This window comes from Mesorhizobium sp. M7A.F.Ca.CA.002.15.2.1 (genome assembly GCF_003998715.1).
Taxonomy (GTDB): domain Bacteria; phylum Pseudomonadota; class Alphaproteobacteria; order Rhizobiales; family Rhizobiaceae; genus Mesorhizobium; species Mesorhizobium ciceri.
Genome location: NZ_RZPI01000763.1, coordinates 1 through 2,492, shown reverse-complemented (window position 1 = coordinate 2,492; position 2,492 = coordinate 1). Strand labels below are relative to the sequence as shown.

Genomic DNA, 2,492 nt, shown 5'->3' with positions numbered 1-2,492 from the left:
ATCTCAGCCAATGCGCCGCCAGTTCTCCGGCAACGTCGGCGTCGTCGAGATGGACGATCATCACGGCAAGCGTTTCGTAGAGACCTTCATGCGCGTCGCGCTCGGGCAGCAGGCGCAGATGCGCGGCCATGGTCTGCAAGCCGTAGACGGCGACGGCGCTGTCCATCAACCGGGCAGCATTCATCTCGATCGCTTCGGCCTGGAACGTGCCGAGATGTTCATCAAGGCGCGCACGCCACAACAGGTCGACGCGATTGCCGGGCTGGAGGACGGGCTGCTGTTTGCGCGAACGGCCGCCGCGAACAAGGCCGAGATGACGGCCATGCGCTCGCGTCAGCACCTCGAGAATGGCGCTGGTTTCGCCATGCTTGCGGGTGCCGAGAATGATTCCCTCGTCGCGCCATTCCATTTCAGGAGCTTTTCACCGATCGGGTGGCGAAATCAAGGTATGGGCTTGGCTCCTGGGTAACTCTCACACCAATGCATAAAAAACCGCCCGCAGCGATGTGCTGCGGGCGGGCTGGTGAGGTCAGTCGATCTGCTAGAAATTGCGCTGGAAGCGGACGATGCCGCCGACGCTGCTCTTCTTGTCGGCCTTGGTCCAGTTGTTGAAGTCGAAGTCGTCGAATTTTCCTGCATTGAGGTAATCGACTTCAGTCGTGACCGTAAAGCCGGGCACAATGGTATAGGCAACGTTGGCAGCGACGCCGAGGTTCTTCCAGTCGTCATAGGAAATCTGGGCGTTGAACGAGGTCTTCTCGTTGAACTTGTAGGTGCCGCCACCCCAGACTGCCCAGTTACCGCCCCACGGCTTGTATTGGGTACGGCCTGTGCCGAAGTCGTTGATGTTGTCGTTGGTGCCGTAGCCGCCCATGACGAACAGCGTCAGTTCCTTGCTGACGTTGACGTCCAAACGGACCTTGCCGGCCACTTCCTCATAGTTGCTGTCATAGGCCACGACGCCAGTGATCGCACCCCAGTCGCCCTTGTACTTCAAGCCGCCGACGACATGCGGAACATAGCTGTCGATGGTGTTGACGGCGGTGCCTTCCTCAAGCGAGACCACGCCCGTGAAGCCGCTGCCAGCGTCGAAGTAATAGCTGATGAGATTGGTATCCTTGACACCATACGGGATGAGCGTGTCCTGGATGACATTGCCGGCATAACCGATGAACTGGTCGTATACCGTTTCATCCTTACCGACGCGCAGGCCACCGAGCTGGATCCAGGCGAAATTGAGGGTGGTGGTCTTGTTGCCGGCCTGCCAGCCGTTGTTGGCCGGGGTCTGGTCGGTATAGTCGCCGGAGGAGTTGCCGAACTGGAAGCGAGTTTCGGTGAAGGTTTTCAGCGTGCCGAGCTCGGTTTCCTGGCCGGTATAAGTCCTCAGCGTGAAACGCATGTTCTTATACCAGGTGTCGTTCGTTCCGCCGTCCATGTGATCGGGAACGTTGTTGGCGCCATCGAGCGAGCCGGAATCGCCGACGCCCATGTCGTAGCGGAGGTAGCCGCCGATGCGCAGGCAGGTCTCGGTGCCCGGAATATAGAAGTAGCCGGCGCCGTAGACGTCGCAAATCTTGACGTATTCGGCCGGTTCCGGTTCGGCGACGACGACAGCGTCGGCGGCGCGTGCGCCGCTGACCGCGATCAGGGCCGCGGCTGAGCCGAGAAGGAGGCTCTTGATGTTCATTTTCTGACCTCTCCAGTCATAGTTTTAAATGGCTTCGGATTTGTGGCTGGCGGCAATGTTTTCCCGCCTCACCCCCACAACGAAAAAGGCTCACACCGCTCGCCCTTTTCAGCGGCGAACATACCCATCGATCATCTGCCTTCAATGACGATTTCCGAAATAATGCCAATTCCGCGAACAGATTAATGCTGTGTTGCACAAATAACACTTGCCGCGATGGCGAATGGCACAAGTGGCACAACGTCACACATTGAATATATATACGGATACTTTCGCGACTAAATATAACTACGACGTTTTATATTTCTAAAAGACCGCACAATGTGGAATATCTACCTGGTTTTCGCCGACATCGACCTGAATCTTGCCGACCCCTCTATCGCCAGGTGACGCCCATTCGCCAATCCCACTCTGATGCCGAGGCGAAAAGCGGGATGACGCTTCCAAGCCTGTCTGCTTCTTCCAAGACGATCGAAACCCTGGAGCGCTGTGGTGTCCCCGATTGTGACAGCAGCCAAACGTTCAAAACGATTCCTCCGTGACGCCTCTCAGTCGACCTTGGCGACACGGGCGACGTGGTCGTCCGCCTCGATCAGGCGGATCGGCACTCCCGGGAAGCATGGCGTCGGTCGGAATGTCCCTGGTCGCGCCATGCGACGGCGGATGTTTGGCGACGGGACTGGGTTTTGGTTGGCTAGAGTGGCTTATCGTTCGGCGCTTCACGCTCGCGCGCGCGGTCGGCAAGGACTTCATCGATTACGTGACAGGATTTCTCAACCTCAACAGGGTTGGCGTCGATCTGTCC

The 2,492-nt window shown here is 58.1% G+C and carries 2 protein-coding genes; both read right to left on the bottom strand.

The features are described from left to right. Positions 1-409 (bottom strand): DNA repair protein RecO (gene recO, locus ENZ74_RS28905; RefSeq protein ID WP_127313185.1); only part of this gene is annotated, 409 nt, incomplete at its 3' end. 132 nt (positions 410-541) lie between these two features. Then, positions 542-1,687, bottom strand: coding sequence for a porin (locus tag ENZ74_RS28900; RefSeq protein WP_013532581.1), 1,146 nt, complete (start codon positions 1,685-1,687; stop codon positions 542-544). Positions 1,688-2,492: the final 805 nt, after the last annotated feature.

Bases quoted from the DNA above. Each gene is read 5' to 3' on its own strand.
- ENZ74_RS28900 (WP_013532581.1), bottom strand. From the start codon at position 1,687: ATGAACATCAAGAGCCTCCTTCTCGGCTCAGCCGCGGCCCTGATCGCG.